At 68.3% G+C, this 17,441-nt stretch carries 16 protein-coding genes; 9 read left to right on the forward strand and 7 right to left on the reverse strand.

From position 1 onward, the window contains the following. Position 1 precedes the first annotated feature (1 nt). Positions 2 to 3,604, forward strand: coding sequence for an MMPL family transporter (locus ACYR7D_RS05000; RefSeq protein WP_459548450.1), 3,603 nt, complete (start codon positions 2 to 4; stop codon positions 3,602 to 3,604). Positions 3,605 to 3,647: 43 nt separating this feature from the next. On the opposite strand, the gene ACYR7D_RS05005 is transcribed toward ACYR7D_RS05000, so the two are convergent. Together ACYR7D_RS05005 and ACYR7D_RS05010 are read right to left on the reverse strand one after the other, a co-directional pair. Then, a complete protein-coding gene (locus ACYR7D_RS05005) occupies positions 3,648 to 4,292 on the reverse strand; it encodes a DUF1707 SHOCT-like domain-containing protein (protein ID WP_459550027.1) in 645 nt (214 codons plus the stop codon). Positions 4,293 to 4,436: 144 nt separating this feature from the next. Next, a complete protein-coding gene (locus tag ACYR7D_RS05010) occupies positions 4,437 to 5,771 on the reverse strand; it encodes an AI-2E family transporter (protein ID WP_459548451.1) in 1,335 nt (444 codons plus the stop codon). Positions 5,772 to 5,939: 168 nt separating this feature from the next. Here ACYR7D_RS05010 and ACYR7D_RS05015 point away from each other — a divergent pair, with 168 nt between their 5' ends. From ACYR7D_RS05015 to ACYR7D_RS05025, 3 genes are all read left to right on the forward strand, one after another. Then, positions 5,940 to 7,424 carry an adenylate/guanylate cyclase domain-containing protein gene (locus ACYR7D_RS05015; RefSeq protein WP_459550028.1) on the forward strand — a complete coding sequence of 495 codons (1,485 nt, stop codon included), beginning with the start codon at positions 5,940 to 5,942 and terminating at the stop codon, positions 7,422 to 7,424. Between the two features lie 94 nt (positions 7,425 to 7,518). Further along, a complete protein-coding gene (locus tag ACYR7D_RS05020; protein ID WP_459548452.1) occupies positions 7,519 to 8,622 on the forward strand; it encodes a lysylphosphatidylglycerol synthase transmembrane domain-containing protein in 1,104 nt (367 codons plus the stop codon). A gap of 63 nt (positions 8,623 to 8,685) precedes the next feature. Further along, positions 8,686 to 9,054, forward strand: a complete 369-nt coding sequence (locus tag ACYR7D_RS05025) for a DUF3054 domain-containing protein (RefSeq protein ID WP_459548453.1) — start codon at positions 8,686 to 8,688, stop codon at positions 9,052 to 9,054. A 14-nt stretch (positions 9,055 to 9,068) separates the two neighbouring features. Here the strand turns inward: ACYR7D_RS05025 and ACYR7D_RS05030 are convergent, their stop codons facing one another. Continuing rightward, positions 9,069 to 10,742 (reverse strand): NTF2-like N-terminal transpeptidase domain-containing protein, encoded by a 1,674-nt coding sequence (locus ACYR7D_RS05030; RefSeq protein WP_459548454.1) that lies wholly within the window; start codon positions 10,740 to 10,742, stop codon positions 9,069 to 9,071. A gap of 310 nt (positions 10,743 to 11,052) precedes the next feature. Between ACYR7D_RS05030 and aroQ the strand changes: the two genes are divergently transcribed. Further along, positions 11,053 to 11,526 (forward strand): type II 3-dehydroquinate dehydratase, encoded by a 474-nt coding sequence (gene aroQ, locus ACYR7D_RS05035; protein ID WP_459548455.1) that lies wholly within the window; start codon positions 11,053 to 11,055, stop codon positions 11,524 to 11,526. A 6-nt stretch (positions 11,527 to 11,532) separates the two neighbouring features. On the opposite strand, the gene ACYR7D_RS05040 is transcribed toward aroQ, so the two are convergent. After that, complete coding sequence (locus ACYR7D_RS05040) at positions 11,533 to 11,988, reverse strand: nitroreductase family deazaflavin-dependent oxidoreductase (protein ID WP_459548456.1); 456 nt, start codon at positions 11,986 to 11,988, stop codon at positions 11,533 to 11,535. Between the two features lie 198 nt (positions 11,989 to 12,186). Between ACYR7D_RS05040 and ACYR7D_RS05045 the strand changes: the two genes are divergently transcribed. Then, the gene (locus ACYR7D_RS05045; RefSeq protein ID WP_459548457.1) at positions 12,187 to 13,284 is read left to right on the forward strand and encodes a zinc-binding dehydrogenase; all 1,098 of its coding nucleotides are present in this window, start codon (positions 12,187 to 12,189) and stop codon (positions 13,282 to 13,284) included. Positions 13,285 to 13,365: 81 nt separating this feature from the next. After that, positions 13,366 to 13,677, forward strand: coding sequence for a GNAT family N-acetyltransferase (locus ACYR7D_RS05050; RefSeq protein WP_459548458.1), 312 nt, complete (start codon positions 13,366 to 13,368; stop codon positions 13,675 to 13,677). 10 nt (positions 13,678 to 13,687) lie between these two features. Here ACYR7D_RS05050 and ACYR7D_RS05055 read toward each other — a convergent pair whose 3' ends face one another. Continuing rightward, positions 13,688 to 14,449, reverse strand: coding sequence for a lysophospholipid acyltransferase family protein (locus tag ACYR7D_RS05055; protein WP_459548459.1), 762 nt, complete (start codon positions 14,447 to 14,449; stop codon positions 13,688 to 13,690). Between the two features lie 127 nt (positions 14,450 to 14,576). Between ACYR7D_RS05055 and ACYR7D_RS05060 the strand changes: the two genes are divergently transcribed. Continuing rightward, on the forward strand, positions 14,577 to 15,236 hold the full coding sequence (locus ACYR7D_RS05060; protein WP_459548460.1) for a YqgE/AlgH family protein: 660 nt from the start codon (positions 14,577 to 14,579) through the stop codon (positions 15,234 to 15,236). Here ACYR7D_RS05060 and ACYR7D_RS05065 read toward each other — a convergent pair. Next, the gene (locus ACYR7D_RS05065; RefSeq protein ID WP_459548461.1) at positions 15,233 to 15,640 is read right to left on the reverse strand and encodes a hypothetical protein; all 408 of its coding nucleotides are present in this window, start codon (positions 15,638 to 15,640) and stop codon (positions 15,233 to 15,235) included. The genes ACYR7D_RS05060 and ACYR7D_RS05065 overlap by 4 nt on opposite strands. Positions 15,641 to 15,677: 37 nt before the next feature. Next, complete coding sequence (locus tag ACYR7D_RS05070) at positions 15,678 to 16,352, reverse strand: GAP family protein (RefSeq protein WP_459548462.1); 675 nt, start codon at positions 16,350 to 16,352, stop codon at positions 15,678 to 15,680. Positions 16,353 to 16,605: 253 nt separating this feature from the next. Between ACYR7D_RS05070 and ACYR7D_RS05075 the strand changes: the two genes are divergently transcribed. Next, positions 16,606 to 17,436: a glycoside hydrolase family 25 protein gene (locus ACYR7D_RS05075; protein ID WP_459548463.1), complete on the forward strand. Its 831-nt coding sequence runs from the start codon at positions 16,606 to 16,608 to the stop codon at positions 17,434 to 17,436. Positions 17,437 to 17,441: the final 5 nt, after the last annotated feature.

A 17,441-nucleotide genomic window follows, 5' to 3' on the forward strand; every position in this document is an offset into this window, starting at 1 on the left:
AGTGTTCACCCGCTGGGGCGATCTGGTCTACCGGCTGCGTTTCGCTGTCATCGGAGTCGTTGTCGCGGGAATGCTGGGCCTGGGTGCCTGCGGCCTGGGGCTGGCGGATCATCTCAGCTCCAGCGGTTTGTTCGATCCGAACTCGGAGTCGGTGAAGGCCGCCGAAATCTCCGACGAGGCGTTCGGCCGCAACCACGATGCCGATGTGCTGGTGCTCTACACGGCGCCGGAGGGGCAGACGATCGAGTCCGATCCGGCGTTCCGGGACAAGATCGTGGACAGCTTGAACCGGCTGCCCAAGGAATATCCGGACCAGATCGCCTATGTGAAAGGCGCCTACTGGAAGACCGAGACGGGCGAGGCCTCACCCGCGGTGTTCGGTTCCAAGGACAAAACCAAGACCTTCGCCTCCGTCGCGATCGTCGGTAACAACGACGACGAGATGGTCCGCAACTACCGCGCCGTGAAGGATGCCTTCTTCATCGACGGGGTCGATGTGCAGGTGGCGGGTCTGCAGCCGGTGGCGGGCACGCTCAACGACACCATGGCGCACGATACGAAGCGGATGGAACTCCTTGCCATTCCGGCGGTCGGTGTGCTGCTGTTCTTCATCTTCGGCGGTGTGGTGGCCGCCGGGCTCCCCCTGATCGTCGGTGGTCTCACCATCATCGCCGCGAACGGCATCCTGATGATGGTGACGAAGTTCACCGAGGTGAACACCTTCGTCACCGGTGTGGTTTCGATGATCGGCCTGGGTCTGGCCATCGATTACGGGTTGTTCATCGTCAGCAGGTTCAGGGAGGAACTCGCCGAGGGCTACGACACCCGGGCGGCCGTCCGGCGCTCGGTGATGACCGCCGGACGAACCGTCGTGTTCTCCGCGACCATGATCATCGCCAGCCTCGGCGGCCTGCTGCTGTTCCCGCAGGGCTTCTTGAAGTCCATGGCCTACGGCACCATCGCCACCGTCGCCGTGGCCGCTCTCGCCTCGATCACCCTGCTCCCCGCCATGCTGAGCGTGCTGGGACGGCGGGTGGACATGCTGAGCTTCAAGAAGATGCGCAAGACCAAATCCGCGGAGGAGGTCGAGGCCAGCCTGTGGGGCCGCATCACCACCTGGGTCATGCGCCACCCCCTCAAGATCGCCATCCCGATCTGCATCGGGCTGCTGCTGTTGATCATCCCGGTGAAGAACCTGGCCTTCGGCGGTATGAGCGAGAAGTACCTCCCGCCGGACAATGCCGTACGGATCGCGCAAGAGGAGTTCGACCAGACCTTCCCACTGCGCCAATCCGACCCGATTCAGCTGATCTTCCTCGGTGAGAACACCTCCTCCATCGCGAAGGTGCTGAAGGAGGCCGACAAGGCGCCCGGTCTGGCCGATGCCGCCGGTTTCGCCGTACCGTCGGAATCCCCGACTCAGCCGAACGTGTTCCGCACCAGTGCCACGCTCCTCGACTCCGACGACTACCGGCCGACCGTGGAATACCTCCGGGCGATAGACGTACCCGACGATGTGACGATGCTGGTCGGCGGGCAACCGACGCTCCAGGGCGACAGTATCGACGCCCTGGTGGACCGGATCCCCCTGATGATCGCTGTGGTGCTGCTGGTCACCACGGTCCTGATGTTCCTCACCTTCGGGTCACTGGTGCTGCCCATCAAGGCGGCCCTGATGAGCGTGCTCGGACTCGGCTCGACCCTCGGCATCCTGACCTGGATATTCATCGACGGGAACGGCGCGGATCTACTCAATTTCACTCCGCAGCCGATCATGTCGCCGGTGCTGGTCCTGATCATCGCGATCATCTACGGCCTGTCCACCGATTACGAGGTCTTCCTGCTGTCGCGCATGGTGGAGGCCCGCGCGATGGGTGCCTCCACCACCGAGGCGGTCCGGATCGGTACGGCGCACACCGGGCGCATCATCACCGCGGCCGCCCTGATCCTGCTGGTGGTGACCGGCGCGTTCGCGTTCTCCGATCTGGTGATGATGCAGTACATCGCCTACGGCATGATCGCGGCGCTCATCATCGACGCCACCATCCTGCGTATGCTGCTCGTCCCGGCCACCATGAAATTGCTCGGCGACGATTGCTGGTGGGCCCCGGCCTGGATGAAGCGCATCCAGCAGCAGGTCGGACTGGGCGAACCGATTCTGGACGACGAGCGCCCCGGCGGCGGCGATGTGGTCGACCTGGTCAAAACCACCCCGGTCACCGATCCGGTCACCATGCAGATGCCGGCCCTGGCCACCGAGAAGCAGCGCAAGACACCGGTTCTCAAACGCACCCGCGAGGAAATCGAGGCCGCCGCGCCCACCGCGCATCTGAACGCGGTGCCCAAGAGGCCGCGCAAGGCCGACCGCAAACAGGCGGACCAGCAGGCCGCGGCCGGCACCGCCGCCAAACAACCGATGCCCACCCCTGCGGACCCCACCCGGCCGCGCCCCACACCGCAGCCCGAGGGTTCCGGCGAATCCGGCCGTGCGCCCGACGAATCCGCTGTACCGGGTCGTACCGGGCAACCACCCGTACCGGGGCCGGGTCCGTCCCCCCGCGCTCCGCAGCCGTCCGCCGGATCACCCGGACCGGCCGCACCCGAACACGGGCGCACCCCCGGGGGGCCGCGTGGTGATCTGCGACAGGCTCCCCCCGGGCGAACGCCCGGCGGGCCGGTGCCCCGGCCCGGGGATCCGGCGGGCGGCCAGCGACCCCCCGCCGGATCCCCGGCGGGTCGGCCCGGCTTCGCCACCCCCACCCTGCGTGGTCTGTTCGCCTCCGAACCGACCGAGGACGCCGAGGGCCAGAACGCGGCGGGGCGTACCGTTCTGCCGACCCCGGCCGACGCACCACTCGCGCCCCCCGGTCCGCAGCAGAACCGGACACTCGACGGCGCGCCGGCGCCCCGGCCGGAGAGCTCACTGCGCATCCCCGGCGCACCGGCCCGTCCGGCGGGGCCCGCCCGCCCGCCGGCACCGCCCCGGCCCCCGGCCGGTGACGGCAGGCCGCCCGGCCGCCCGGCACCGGTGCCGCAGCCCGGCGGCCCGCGGGGCGAGCAGGGGCCCGGTCGTCCCCCAGCACCGCCCCGGCGGCCCGGCCCGAATCCGGGACCGGCGGATCCGCGGTCACCGCAGGACCAGGGCTCCCAGCCACGGCCGATGCCGCGAACCGGCAATCCGGGAACCGGAACTCCGGGCGGTCCGGCCGATCCCGGCCGCGGCCTGCCCGAACTGCCGCGGCGCGTCCCCGGCGCACAGCAGCCCATGGAACTGCCGGGGCAGTATCGCGCACCCGATCCCGGCCGGTTCCGCACACCGGAGGCCCCGGCGCGGCCGCCGGAACCCCCCACCCGGCCCGCGGAGCGCCCCGCGCCGAACGACCGGCGACCCGACAGTCTCGCCCAGCAGTCCGCTGCCGCCGCCGGGGGCGGGCAGAACCCGGATACCCGGGAGCGCAACAGCATCGAATCGTGGATGGCCGGGCTGCGCTCGGCGCGGCGCCAGCAGGCCGGTATGCCGGCCGAGGACACCGGGCGCCACCAGCACGGCGAGGGTCGCTCGGTGAGTGTGAACGAACTACTCCGCCGCCGCGAACAGGACTAGCACCACGGCACCGGCCCGCGCGGAAGGAACGACGACGCGCGGGTCAGTGCCCCAGCAACCGGCGCCAGTGCGCCATGAAAGGCTGTTTGGCGGTAACCGATCCGAACCGGACCCGGCCGTGCACCAGCAGATGCAGGGGTCCGATCGGGGGTCCGCTGCGTACCTTGTTGTTGACGCTGGATCCGATCAGTTCGAGGCCGTCCAGATCGACCGTCGCCTCCTGCGGTACCACCAGGGTGAGCGAACTGGCGTAGTCGTCGACCTGGATCTCCACCACCTGGGTGGTCATGACGGCCTGGGTGAAATCCAGGGTCACCCCGGAAAGCCAGCTGTTGGTGCGCAGTACCGGCGCCACCTGCCACACACCGCGGCGGTTCACCCCGGACATACGCGGGCGGATGGTACCGCCCTGCACCATCGCGGACAGCTGTGAGTTCGACGTATCCCCCGGTAACGGCAACGGCTTTCCGTGCTGTCCGGGCCGGGTGGCGGGTTCGCCGATCAGTCGTACCCCCGGTAGGTCGATCAGCACCGAATTCAGTTCCCCGCGGGTCTTGGAGGCCAGCGCGGTATCCATCCGCTCGGTGAACTCCCCCAGCGACAACATGCCCAGTCCGACCGCGCGCTGCAGCAATTCCCCGACGTGTTCCCGTTCCGCATCGGAAACACGCAGGTCCCGGTTGCCCACCTGGCCGCCGGGACCCACACCGTCGAATACCGGATCGGGGCCGTCCATAGATCCGAGATTACCCAGCGCCGATAACATCCCGCATCAGGGCATTCCCCGATACGGGGGTCGCATCCGGTCGGTCGGCCGGGTCGAACGCCCACTTCACCCCGGCCGGCCGACCCCGGACCACCCGCCGGGGTCGGTACCGGGACCGGCGGGTGGTCCGGGGTCGGGGGCACCGGTTTCCGGCCGCGTATCGGCGCCGCCCGGACGGGCGAGCGGCAGCCGCCGTTGCGCCTCGGCGAGCAGGGCCACGATATCGAACCGGCCCGAGGCTCCGGCGGCGGCGATCAGGGCCCCCTCTGGTTCGGGCGAATCCGGCTCGGCCACATAGATCCCTTTACGGTCCGGGGTCAGCTCGCCGCGCAACTCCTCCGGATCTTCCGCGAGCAGTGAGCGAATCGCGGTGTTCAGCACCGCGACCAGCGGCACCGCGAGCAGCCCGCCCGCGATCCCGCCCAGGACCACTCCCGCGGCGATCGCCAGTACCACTGCCAGCGGATGGATACGCACGGCGCGCCCGAGCAACAGCGGCTGCAGGACGTGCCCCTCCAGCTGCATCACCGCGACGATGATTCCCAGCACGATCAGCGCGGTCACGAAACCCTTGGTCACCAAGGCGATGAACACGGCGACGAACCCGGCCAGGAACGCACCGATGATCGGGATGAACGCGCTGATGAACACCAGCGAGGCCAGCGGCAGCGCCAAGGGCACCCCGAGCAGCAGCAGCCCCGCGCCGATACCGATGGCGTCCACCGCCGCCACCGCCACCGTCGCGCGCACGAAACCGACGAGGGAACCGAAGCCCAGTTCCCCGGCGGTACGTACCCGTTCACGGTGGGCACGAGGCACGATGCGCGTGACGAACTCCCAGATCTGGTACCCGCTGTAGAGGAAGAAGATCAGGATGAACAGGGTGAGAAAGGTTCCGGTCAGGATGTGACCGATCATGGTGGCGGTGGTGAGCGCGCCACTGGTGAGCGTGTCCTGGTTGGACTGGATGGCGCGGATCGCGGCGTCACCGGCGGTGCGGATCTGCTCGTCACTCAGGTGCAGCGGGCCGTTGATGAGCCAGTCCTGCACCTTGTGGATACTGTTGGTGAATTCGTCGGACAGCTGGGGGACACCCACCACGAACTGTTCCACCACGAAGGTCACCACACCCGCGACCAACCCGAGCGAACCGACCAGCGCGACGAAGACGCCGATCCCGCGCGGCACTCCGCGGCGCTGCGTCCAATCCACCAGCGGGCCCAGGAGCGCCGCCGCCAGCAGAGCGATGGCCAGGGGTATCACCACGGTATCGAGCCGCCGGACCGCCGCCGCGACGACCGCCACCAGGGCGAAGATCACCAACAGCCGCCAGGCCCATTCCGCTGCTTGCCGGACGATGGGGTGAACGGCGTCTGCGGCGGATGGTTTCGGCTCGGTCACCCGGCCGAGCCTACTGAGCGCGGCCGGGCAAAACCCATACCCAGGCCACGCACGGCCGGAACGGAGGCGCGGATACTCGGCGGCCCCCAACCCGGGCACGCCGGTGCACCGGTGCCGGACGCTAGATTGGTACCCGTGTCAGCGCCATTGGAAGCGGTCAAACAGACCATGCATACGCGCTGGCCCCTGTACCTGACCTCGATGCTGCTCACGAACGCGTTCGGCGCGGTCCTCGTCTGGGCGTTCATCCAATACGGTCTGCCGGTACCCGAAGGCGAAGAGCCGGGGACCCGCCGGATCGGGTTGCTCGTTCCCGCCGTGGTGTTCCTCACCGGCGGGGTCCTCAGTGTGCTCGCCTCGGCGCTGATGCTGCGACCGGTGATGCGCTGGCAGATGCGCGGCGGACCGCCGAGCCGCCAGGAGCAGATGGCCGCTCTGCACGCCCCGCTGCGGCAGGCGATTCTGCATCTGGCCCTGTGGATCCTCGGCGGCGGTGTGCTGGCCACGGCCATCATCTCCGAAACACCGGCCCTGGCCGGTACGGTGATCATCACCGAATGTATGGCCGCCACCATCGTGTTCGGTTTCACCTACATGCTCGGCGAGCGGATTCTGCGCCCGGTGGCGGCAGAGGCGCTCACCGCCGGCCGGTTCGACCACACCCTGACCCCCGGTGTCGGTACCCGTATGGCCATGACCTGGGGTATGGGCACCTTCGCCCCCACCATCGCGATCGTGCTGCTGTGCGTCACCCAGATCTCGTCGGAGGTCAAATTCTCCGCGCAATCGCTGGCGGTATCGATCCTGTTGCTCTGCGGGGTCGTGATCATGCAGGCACTGGCACTGTCCATGCTCACCGCCTCGAGTATCTCCGATCCGGTGCGCCAGCTCAGCCAGGCCATCGATCAGGTGCAGAACGGTGCGCGCGATGTGCAGGTCGAGGTGTTCGACGGTAGTGAGATCGGGCTCCTGCAGGTCGGTTTCAACCGGATGATGGAGGAGGCCGCCACCCGGCAGCGGTTACAGGAGCTGTTCGGTCAGCACGTCGGGGCCGAGGTGGCCCAGCGCGCGCTCGACTACGGCACCGAGCTCGGTGGGGAGACCCGGTTCGTGGCGGTGCTCTTCGTGGACATGGTCGGTTCCACGGCTACCGCGGCGGAGCATCCGCCGACCGAGGTGGTGAGCCTGCTGAACGAATTCTTCCGGGTGGTGGTCGATGTCATCGACCACCACCACGGATTCGTGAACAAATTCGTCGGTGATGCCGCCCTCGCGATATTCGGCGCCCCGCTGGATCGGCCCGACGCGCCGACCGCCGCGCTGGCCGCCGCCCGGGAGCTCCGCGAGGCACTGCGGCCGATTTCCGGTCTCGATATCGGTATCGGGGTTTCCGCCGGGTTGGCGGTCGCGGGCAATATCGGGGCGGCGAATCGTTTCGAATACACGGTTATCGGCGACCCGGTGAACGAGGCATCCCGGCTCACCGAACTCGCCAAGGATCATCCGGGCCGGGTGCTGGCCTCGGGTTCGGCACTGTATTTCGCCGAGGAGAGCGAGCAACGTCACTGGACCTCCGGTGACGAGGTGGAGCTTCGGGGGCGACGCCGCAAAACCCGGCTGTCCTGGCCGCGTGACTCCACTGATCAGGCCTGAGACCACCCACTTCGCCGGTGGCGAGCGCGAGCGGGGGTGGCCGCGGCCGAGCAGGTGACGGACCGCGGACCCCCACGTCCATTAGGCTGAGCCCGTGACGGCCAACGGTGATCCAGCGGAGACTTCTGCTGCGCGCCCGGCCGGGGAAGCGGCACGCCGCATCGGCCGCCGCCGGAAATTCCGCTGGATCAAATGGCTGGCCGTTTCGATCGTGCTGCTCCTCCTGATCGGTGAAGCCGTCTATCTGTGGCCACGATTACACGAATCGTGGCGCAAGCTCACCGAGATCCACTGGGGTTGGGTCGCGGCCTGTATCGCCTTGCAGATGCTGTCGATGGCGGGTTTCGGCCGGGTCCAGAAACAGCTGCTGCACGCGGGCGGTGTCCGAGTGGAACAGCGTAGATCGGTGGCCGTCGTCTACGGCGCCACCGCCATGTCGGTGACCCTGCCCGCCGGGCAGGTGTTCTCCACGGCCTTCACCTACCGGCAGACCCGGCGCTGGGGCGCCAGCCCGGTGGTCGCCTCGTGGCAGCTCGTGTTCTCCGGCGTGGTTTCCGCGGTTGGCCTGGCACTGGTCGGTGTGCTGGGCACCGTGCTGGCGGGTGGCCGGGTCGGTCCGGTCAATCTCGTCGTATCGGTCGCCGCGGTGGTCGCGCTGGTGTGGGCGGGCAACTACGCGTCGCGGCATCCGGGCACCCTCGAAGGTACGTTGCGCCGGGGCCTGGCCCTGGTCAACCGGGTACGCAAACGTCCGGCGGCCACCGGAGCGGACAAACTGCGGGAAATGCTGGACCAGGTCGAATCGGTGGATCTGAGTTCCCGGGACGGCGCCTGGGTGACATGGTGGGCGGTGATCCACCGGTTGGCCGATATCGCCTGCCTGGGGGCGGCCTGCTACGCGATCGGCGGCGATCCACGCTGGGCGGGGCTGCTGATCGCCTTCGCCGCGGGTAAGGCGGTGGGTTCGATTCCGTTCGCTCCGGGCGGCATCGTCTACGTGGACGCGACGCTGATCTACGGGCTGACCGCGGCCGCCGGGCTGCCCGCGGCCCAGGCCGTCGCCGCCGCCTTCGTCTATCGGCTGGTGAGCTTCGTCCTGATCGCGATCATCGGCTGGATCGTCTTCGCCTTCCTGTTCCGCACCCGTAACGCCGAGGACGACGAATACGAGCGGGAGTTCTCTCAGCGCAACGGGTGAGCCCACGCCGGTGGAACCGCCGGGACCGGAGCTCCGCCGGCCCCGGATACTAGGCTGCGACGGGTGAGAAGGTTCGGGCCGATCGCCGTCGATGTGCTGCTGGTGGTGCTGTTCTGCGTTATCGGACGGCGCAGTCATGAGGAGGCGGTGTTCACCGGCCTGCTGCATACGGTGTGGCCGTTCGCGGCCGGGCTGGCGGTCGGGTGGACCGCCGCCGTTCTGCTGGATCGCCGCCGGCCCGGTGATGAGCCTTTCGACGGAACCCGGCTCCTGCCGGCCGGAGTGCTGATCTGGGCGAGCACCCTGGTCGTGGGCATGCTGCTGCGGGTGGTCGCGGGGCAGGGCACGGCGATCAGCTTCATCGTGGTGGCGGGCCTGGTGCTGGCATTGTTCCTGCTGGGCTGGCGGGGGGCCGCCCGGGTGTTCGGGTGAAACCTCTCCGTCGCTCATTCGTCCGGTTTCGCGAGAGTCTGCAGCATCCGTTCACCCATCCGGACGACCATATCGCCGCTGTCGACATCGGCTATATGGATCGCGAAGGACAGATCGCCCATGTTCGCGATGAGCCAGCCGTCGTCCCCTGCCCTGGCCGAGAAGCCGGTGACATCACGGAACCCGCGCAACCGCGCCATATGCGGCGCCTTCATCCCCTCGCGCAATACCGCGCGCAGGGCATCGGTTACCGGTGCCGGTAGCGGACCCACGGGCGCGTCCGTTTCCGCGGGCCGGCCCCGTTCGAGCATCGGGGGGCGCAGGGCACCGTCGGTGATGGCCGCCGCCGCGATGGCCATACCGAAGGGGCTGACCAGCAGGGCATCCGAGGCACCGCCCTGACGGACCGGTTCGGCACTGCCCGCGCCCACGGGGCGGCCGGTCACCTCCTCGAGGCCGGGTACCCGGAAGTCCACACCGACCCCGAGCGCGGCCGCCGCCTCCACGACCTCCTGATCGGTGACGTCCTGGGGCGCTTTGCCTTTGGCCGCCGCTGCCGCCTTGCGGAAGAGGTCGATGGCGCCGCCCACGGGGTACAGCCCGGTGAAGGCGACCGGCCCCTGGGCGGTGGAGTAGTTGTTCTGCGCGGCGGCCACCACGGCCCCCGTGGACGGTTGGGTCACCACGATCGAGGCCGGTGTCCCCACGCTGACGACCGCCTCCTCGGCGGCGCGTTGCAGCCGTTGGTCCATGGTGCCGGCGATATCGGGGCCGGCCGGGCCCTGATGGCCGGCCAGCTGTTTGACGAAGCGCCCGTCCTCGAACAGTTGTACGGCCCAACCGGAATGCTTGTCCTGGCTCTCCTCCCAGACATTACGCAGGGCGTCCAGCATGGGTGAGAAGATCCGGCGATCGGAAACGATGAGCCGCGGTTCCTTCTCCATCACCACGCCCGGGATGGGCGCCATCTCCGGTTCCAGGATCGCGAAATCGCCCTCCCGCAGGCTGACCGCCGTGATCGGCTTCCCACCGGCTTCCGCCAGATCCTCGCGCAGCGTTTCCCCGGTGATCAGCGGGGCCACCGGTTCGATCGCCCGGGCGAGAGCGTCGGTGGAGGCCACTTGATCGGGCATACGCGCCGGATCGAGTTTGATGACGTTGATGATCTGCTGGGTCATCAACGGTTTGCCGATATTGTCCACCACTCGCGGGGCCGGGTCGGGGGTGGTGCGCACCAGCTGAACCGAGCGGTTCTGCGCGAGTTGCGGCATCACCACCGCGGGGTCCCAGGAGATCCGCCAGCCGTTGGCGAGTTTGCGTACGGAACCCTCCAGTCCGTACGACCAGGTCTTCCGCTCGCCGAAACTCCATTCCACATCGAGACTGAAGATTCCCGATTCGGCATCGAGTTCGATGAATTGCGTTTTCTCGTAGTCGACCGTGCCGGACTCGAGTCCACTGAACATTTGCTCGAGCGTTGCCGAGGCCGCGGAGGGGTAGGAGGTGAGTTCGGCCGCACCCGCGTGATCATGTTCGTCGAGCAGTTCGGTGAATTGGTCGACGACCTTTTCGGGGCCGGCCGTCTCGGTACCGGACCCGCACGCTCCCATCGCGATCACCAGAGCCGCCACCCCCGTAAGGGCCAATGCGCCCCGGAAGCGAAAGCGGCGGGATCCCCACACATCCATGTCGCCCACTCTTCACTCTTGCCACTCCAGTAACAAGACCACCGTACCTGAAAAAAGCCTGCTTGCGACTGATCGCAAACCCGAAACCATACCCGGCACCACCGTGTGCAGTTGTGTCCGTACCCAACTCACCGCGAGGCGGGCCGTGATCGTTCGTCGGGGCGTCCGCGGACACCCGGCGTCGCTACGCTACCGATCGATCCGAACCGGTGCGCCGTTACCCCGGAAGTCCGCATTCGATGAAGAAATACCCCGTAACGGTAACCCAGAACCCTTCGGCCGTGCGGGAGGTGTCGGTAGGGTTGCTGCCATGTCAGATGCCGCCGTCCCGCAAACCTCGAGCAGCCCGATTCTGGTTCTGAACGGGCCGAATCTGAATATGCTCGGCACTCGGCAGCCCGAAGTCTACGGGTCGGAAACCCTCGACGATGTAATCGAATTGTGCCGTATGACCGCGGCCGCCCACGGCCGGAAGATCACCCATTTCCAGTCGAACTCCGAGGGCGCGCTCATCGACCGTGTGCACGAGGCGCGCGGTGCGGTTTCGGCGATCGTCGTGAACCCCGGCGGACTCACCCACACCTCGGTCGCGCTCCGTGACGCGCTGGTCATTCCGGAGGTGCCGATCGTCGAGGTGCACATCAGCAATGTGCATGCCCGCGAGGAGTTCCGGCACCGCTCCTATATTTCCCCCATCGCCGAGGCGGTGATCGCCGGAATGGGCAGCTACGGCTATGCGGCCGCCATCGAGTTCCTACTCACCCGGACGTTGGCACCCGCCTGAGCGCCGTCAGTTCGCGCGTTCGATACGGAAGACCGGAAAGCCGGGGGCCGCCTCGGCGAGCTGCGCGTCGGAGGCGTTCGCGGTGATTCCTTCGAAGAAACGACCGACCTCCCAGCCCCAGCGTTTCAGGTAGAGGCGCAGCAGCGGCACCTTGTCGGCATCGGCGACCTCCGCGGCGGTGAAGGCTTCGGCCCGGCGACCGAGCCGCAGCTCGCCCGCTCCGGCCGCTCGCAGGTTGCGCACCCACTGGGTGTGCCCACGCGGGGCCACGAGATAGCGCTGCCCGTCCGCCGCGGTCATCACGTTCACCGGGACGGTCCGCCATTCTCCGGATTTGCGGCCGCGTACCGCCAGCAACCGGGATCCGGCGACGCTGATACCGAGGCGGGACAGCGCCGTCATGAACCGGCCGAAAACCGAATCGAAGCCGGCGGGAGCGAGGTAGCGAGTGGTGGCGGACATCTTCTTACTCCTTTGTGAGCAGTGCTCTCTACTGTGAACAACGATCGCACCCTTCCCCACGCTTGTCAAGAGCAGTGCTCTCTCTTCTTGGGGTCCGATTCACGATCCGCCGGCGGAACCACCGAACGGAGACGGGAATTTCTGAGACGGTGGTCGGGCGCACCGGAAACCGGTGACCGCAACGGCGAAGGAGAACGCATGCTGGCCGCGATTTTCGACGGAAACGAACCCCGGCTCGTCGTCGAGGACATCCCGGTGCCCGTCCCGCGGCGCGGGGAGGTGCTCCTGCGGGTCACCGCCTGCGGGGTATGCCACACCGACCTGCACGTACTCAGATCGGAAGTGAAGTTCCCAGCACCCGCGGTACTGGGTCACGAGGTCTCCGGAATCGTCGAACGACTCGGCGACGGAGTCGACGATATCGCCGTAGGCGACAGCGTGGTGTGCAGCTTCATCATGCCGTGCGGGAGCTGCCGCCACTGCGTACGCGGCGCGGAAGACCTGTGCGAGAAGTTCTTCGCGCACAACCGGTTGAACGGCACCCTGTACGACGGGACCACCCGGCTGGCGCGCGCCGACGGAACCCCGCTGGCCATGTACTCGATGGGCGGGCTCGCCGAATACTGCGTGGTGCCGGCCTCCGATGTCTTCGTGGTGCCCGACGGCGTCGGCCTGGAAGCGGTATCGATCCTGGGCTGCAGTTCGTTCACCGCCCTCGGCGCGGTACGCACCGCCGAACTCGCCCTCGGCGACCGGATCGCGGTGGTCGCGGCGGGCGGTGTGGGATCCTCGATCGTGCAGTTCGCGGCGGCGACCGGGGTCGCGCAGATCATCGCCATCGATATCAGCGACGAGAAACTGTCCGCCGTCGCCGGGCTCGGCGCCACCCATACGATCAACTCCCGGACCGAGGACGTCGCGACCCGGGTCCGCGAACTCACCGGTGGACACGGTGTGAACGTGGCCTTCGAGGCACTCGGCAGCCCGGCCACCTTCGCGACCGCGCTGGACATCCTCGACGACGGCGGACGAGCCGTGGTGGTGGGTATCGCCCCCGCGGGTTCCACCGGGGCGATCGACCTCGCCCGCCTGGTCCGCCGCAAACTGGAGATCCGCGGCTCCTACGGCGCGAAGGCCCGCACCGATATGCCCGCCCTGCTCCGCATGGTCGCGGCGGATACGGTACGACCGCAGGATGTGATCACCCGCCGTTACCCCCTCGACCGGGTCGACGAGGCGTACGGAGCGCTGGCGCGCGGCGAGATCGTGGGCCGCGCGATCATCGAAATGTCTTGAAATCGCTACGGAATCCGACTCGCCGGGCCGGGCCGGGCGGATGGATGCGAAAAATCGGGGCCGACCGAGTAACGTCGAGCCATGCCGACGGAGGTCCGCAACAACACCGCATTGGAACGCTTCGAGATCACGGTCGACGGCGAGGTCGCGGGCTACACCGAGTACCAGGAGACCGTCGGTGAGCGCGCGTTCGTACACACCGAAATCGACCCGCGCTTCGACGGGCAGGGCTATGCCCGCACCTTGGTCGAGGCCGCGCTGGAGGCCACACGCGCCGACGGCTTCGGCGCGCTGCCCATGTGCCGGGTGGTCCAGCACTTCATCGAGACCCGGCCCCAGTACCTGTCGATGGTGCCGCACTGGGCGCGTGACAGGCTCGGGCTGCCGCAGTAGCCGGCCGGCCTCAATAGGCGGCGACCGCTCCGTCCAGCGCCTGCTGCAGCTCGAGGCGCACCATACGGGCGATCTCCGCCGGACGGGCCGGTAGCTCCGTGCGCGGCATACCGAAGTGGAAACTCGCCCCCTTCGCCTCGTCCTTCGTCGGCTCGACCGCCGGGTCGGGCCGGCGCCCGTAGCTCAGGCCCAGAGCGAGCAGCACGGGCCGGACGCCGAGTTTGGCGGTCCGGAACGCGATATGCCCGATACCCGTACCGATCGGCTGCACCTGGGCCGGGTCCACGTCGTTGCAGGTTCCCTCGGGGAATATGGCCAGGCTGTCGCCATCGGCCAGCCGCTCGGCGCAGATATCCATCATCCGCTGCCCGGCCGCGTTCACCGCCCGCACACCGTGATCACTGCCGCGGAACACCGGGATACCGCCCATCATGTCGATACGGCGGCGCAGTTTCTCCTCTTCGAACAACTCGTCCTTGGCCAGTACCCGGGTCCGCCCGATGAGGGGGCGCAGTTCGCTACGCCAAGCCGCCGCGGCGAGGGTGTAGGGATCCAACCGGGAGAGGTGGTTGACCGCGATGAGCAGCGGGGTACGGGCCCGGACCAGCTCGGCGATCGCGGCCCGGGCACCGGCGGCGTAGCTGATCCGCGGCCGGTAACGCCGCCCCAGTAGGGCGTAGGCCCCCATGGCCTGGATCCGGTTCTGCCGGTGCGCACGGTAGAAGTCGTAGACGTCGTCGCTGTTGCCGAGGAGCACCTCAGGGGATCGCATACGGATGACTCTACGAGGCTCTTCCGCCGTGTCCAGGCAGCCGGGAACCGTCGACCGCGTGAACTCCGCGGGAACCGAAGAGACGATCGGAGCGGCGTAATCGGCGGATAGCTGCGATGATGGCCTGGTGGCGCAGGCAGATGACCCCGATGATCGCAAGACCCGGGGCGGCCGCGGTGACGGGAACGATCCCGGGCCGGGTCGTCGCGGCAACCGGCAGGGTGAGCAGGTGGTACGGGCCGGTACCCTGCTCGTCTCCTCCACCGAACTGGCCGAGCCCACGTTCCGCCGCACCGTCGTGTACATCATCGAGCACAACGACGCCGGAACGCTGGGAGTGGTGCTGAACCGCCCGAGCGATACCGCGGTGCAGGACGTGCTGCCGCAGTGGACAGAGATATCCGCTCAGCCGCGCACCCTGTTCGTCGGCGGGCCGGTCAAACGCGATGCCGCCCTCTGCCTGGGAACGGTACGGGTCGGGTGCTCCATCGACGAGGTACCGGGACTGCGCCGGGTGGACGGCCGCGTGGTGCTGGTGGATCTGGACGCCGACCCGGAGCGCATCGGCCCGCTGGTCGAGGGTGTGCGGATCTTCGCCGGATACGCCGGCTGGACCTTCGGCCAGCTGGACAGCGAACTGGCCAACGACGACTGGATCGTGGTCTCCGCCCTGCCCAACGATCCGATCGCCGGCCGGCGCACCGATATGTGGGCTCAGGTGCTGCGTCGTCAGCCGTTGCCGCTTTCCCTGCTGGCGACCCACCCGATCGAAGTGGAACGCAACTAGGGCGGCGGGGCCGGACAGCCGTGGAGACCTTCGGACCGGCGGGGTTTCCCGCTCCGTAGGTTCCGGTATCCCGGCGCGTGGGCCCGCCGGGCCAGGATGCGCAGCAGGCTGGTGGTGAACGCGCGATCGGCGTCCGCGCCTGCCAGCCGGCCGCTACCGCGCTCCTCGCTCGCGGCATGGGCGAGATGGATGGCGACGACGAGCAGCCAGCCGGTGGGAAGCCGGCTGTCGAATTCGCCCGCGTCCTGTCCGCCTCCGTCACGGTGACGAGTACCGGCGATCTCGACCCCGCCGAGGTCCGTACGGCCCTCGAAGCCGCCGGGTACGAGCCGACCGGCCCCTGACAACCCCGGAGAGCGCTCGAAACATGTGCGGGTGCGGGTTTCCCACCGAACGACGAGCACGATCGACACCGCTCGGGCCGGCCGGACCACGAGGCGGTTACGGCCGCGCGTTGACGAAGGCGTCGAAGATCAGGGCCGCACCCAGTACGGCGAACAGGATCCGGACCGCGAGGGGTCCGTAACGGGCGAATACGCGCACCACCCGCCGATAGGTCCGTTGCGCCCGGCGCGTACGCCGCAGCGACAGCGCGAGCACCAGCAGCGGAGGCAGTAGCGCCAGCGCACAGTAGGCCAGCACTATCAGGAGCCAGCCCGCGGGTAGGGGCCGGTGGGAGGAGAGCATGGCCAGCGCCGTGAGATACGGAATGGCGGTAGGGGCCTGCGCCAACCCGATCACCGCACCCGCCAGCGCGAGCATCGACTTACGCCGGCGCAGCGCGGTGGCCCAGGCCGGCGGGGTGGTGGGACCGGTGGCGCGAATACCCGCCAACGCGAGCAGAATGCCGCCGCCCGCCAGTTCACCCCAGAAGCGGATCCTGGGAGTGACACGGAAATCCAGTAATTCGGTCAGCCAGGTCAGCCCGAGCACCGTGGCGATTCCGAAAGCCGTGGTGACGAGGAACACTCCGCCGATGAACGCCAGCCCGCTCGGTAGCGGTGAGCGGCGCGCCATCCGGCTGTCGACGATCACCGCAGTGGTAACCCCTATCAGCAGCACATCGAGGGAATCCAGGAACGCGAACCCGGCCATCGCAAACAGAAGAGTCACCATGTCACGAGGGAGTTTATTGACGGCGCCGCCGATGAACACAGCCGCGAAACAAACACCGACACGCGCGCGCGGAAAACTCCGATCCGCAGGCCGGGGCGGCCACACTGTCAGTGCTCGAAGGCCTCCCGGCCACTGAACCGCGCCGCAGAAGAGCCGTCGGTCCGGATCCGGGACGAGCCTGGCACCACGAAAACCAATCATCCGGAGAAGCGCACCACCCGTACCCCGTGACCTGCCCTGGAGGCACACAGCGATGAGAGTGCTCTTTGGTTTTCCGTCCGCGTCCGAACTCGGCAGAAGCTTTTCCGTTCCGGCCCGGGTACGTGCCGCGTGCCGCCTACGCGGACCTGCCCGTAGGCGGCCGGCCGCCAGGCTGGCGGCGGTCGCGATCGCCGCGGGGCTGGGTTTTTCTCCCATCCCGGCGGGAGCCGAACCCACCGGCCCCGACGTATCGTCCTGGCAGCACGGGGGCGGACGGCCGATCGACTGGTTCGCGGTACGTGCCGCCGGGCACCGTTTCGCCGTGGTCAAGGCGACCGAGGGACTGAGCTATATCAACCCGTACTTCATCCAGGACAGCCTGCAGATGCGGCTCGCCGGAATAGCGCGGGGCACTTACCATTACGCGCACCCCGATCTGCCACCCGAACCGCAGGCCGCCCTGTACGCGGCAGTGGTCCTCGGTCAGAACGGCCCGCTGGACCTGCCACCGGTTCTGGACCTGGAACATTCCGGAGGGCTGCCGCCGGATGCGCTGATCGCTTGGACACACCGCTACCTCGATACGGTGGAGGCGCTGACCGGCCGGGTACCGATCATCTACACCTATCCGCATTTCTGGCGCACGGCCATGGCCGACAGCCACCGGTTCCACCGATACCCGCTGTGGATCGCCGATTACCGCGGCCGGCCCGCGCCCGAGGTGCCCGGCGGCTGGCCGGCCTGGACTTTCTGGCAGCAAACCGATTCGGGATCGATTCCCGGCATCCACGGCAACACCGATGTGAACGTCTACAGCGGAGCACAGGGAGATTTCGCCCGATTCGCCCGGATGAACGGGCTCACCGGCAGTGGCAGCGGCTGACGGCT

Source organism: Nocardia sp. X0981 (assembly GCF_977089955.1).

Coding starts and splice junctions, on each gene's coding strand:
- ACYR7D_RS05015 (WP_459550028.1), top strand. CDS start 5,940: ATGCATACGCGCTGGCCCCTGTACCTGACCTCGATGCTGCTCACGAAC.
- ACYR7D_RS05030 (WP_459548454.1), bottom strand. CDS start 10,742: ATGGATGTGTGGGGATCCCGCCGCTTTCGCTTCCGGGGCGCATTGGCC.
- aroQ (WP_459548455.1), top strand. CDS start 11,053: ATGTCAGATGCCGCCGTCCCGCAAACCTCGAGCAGCCCGATTCTGGTT.
- ACYR7D_RS05040 (WP_459548456.1), bottom strand. CDS start 11,988: ATGTCCGCCACCACTCGCTACCTCGCTCCCGCCGGCTTCGATTCGGTT.
- ACYR7D_RS05045 (WP_459548457.1), top strand. CDS start 12,187: ATGCTGGCCGCGATTTTCGACGGAAACGAACCCCGGCTCGTCGTCGAG.
- ACYR7D_RS05050 (WP_459548458.1), top strand. CDS start 13,366: ATGCCGACGGAGGTCCGCAACAACACCGCATTGGAACGCTTCGAGATC.
- ACYR7D_RS05055 (WP_459548459.1), bottom strand. CDS start 14,449: ATGCGATCCCCTGAGGTGCTCCTCGGCAACAGCGACGACGTCTACGAC.
- ACYR7D_RS05070 (WP_459548462.1), bottom strand. CDS start 16,352: ATGGTGACTCTTCTGTTTGCGATGGCCGGGTTCGCGTTCCTGGATTCC.
- ACYR7D_RS05075 (WP_459548463.1), top strand. CDS start 16,606: ATGAGAGTGCTCTTTGGTTTTCCGTCCGCGTCCGAACTCGGCAGAAGC.